This is a genomic window from Mesorhizobium sp. Arg314 (genome assembly GCF_053714275.1).
In genome coordinates this window covers 1-440 of the sequence record NZ_JBSKBP010000259.1, presented here as the reverse complement: position 1 = coordinate 440, position 440 = coordinate 1, and the positions used below count along the sequence as shown (strand labels likewise).

Here is a 440-nt window from a genome sequence, read left to right as displayed (position 1 = left end):
CAGCAGTCCTGCCAGCTGTGCTGCAGGCGCGTCGTTGTATTGCCCTCGCTGGAGGGAATCGTAGTGATAGGCGACATGTCTTTGCGGGTTGCGGCGATCAACCAGCAGCAGCGACCAATGGGTGCCCTCGTGAGCCGGAGTGCCATTGTTCACTGGCAGGAACAGGAAGTCGGCTGGGGCGTCGTTTTGATCATAGATGGACTGCAACGTGCCTTGCGCGTCTTGCCACTCCAAGTGGCGCAGCAGATTGGATACCGATGGATCCACCAGCCGTGTCCTGGCGGCGAGCGTTGGATCGATCCCCAGCAGCTGCTCCTCCAGGAGATGGTAATCGCTCTGGATATGGGCGTCGCTCAGCCAGTCGGTGGCCCCGAGCACTGACCCCGCCGGGACACTGGACGAGGCGACCCTTCCGATCTGAGCATCGGAGGAGGTGGTCG

Annotated in this window: 1 protein-coding gene; it reads right to left on the bottom strand. The window is 62.0% G+C overall.

The genetic code is table 11. The features are described from left to right. Positions 1–378: Ulp1 family isopeptidase (locus ACWGS9_RS35385; RefSeq protein ID WP_454509501.1), on the bottom strand; the 378-nt coding region annotated here is incomplete at its 3' end. Positions 379–440 lie beyond the last annotated feature (62 nt).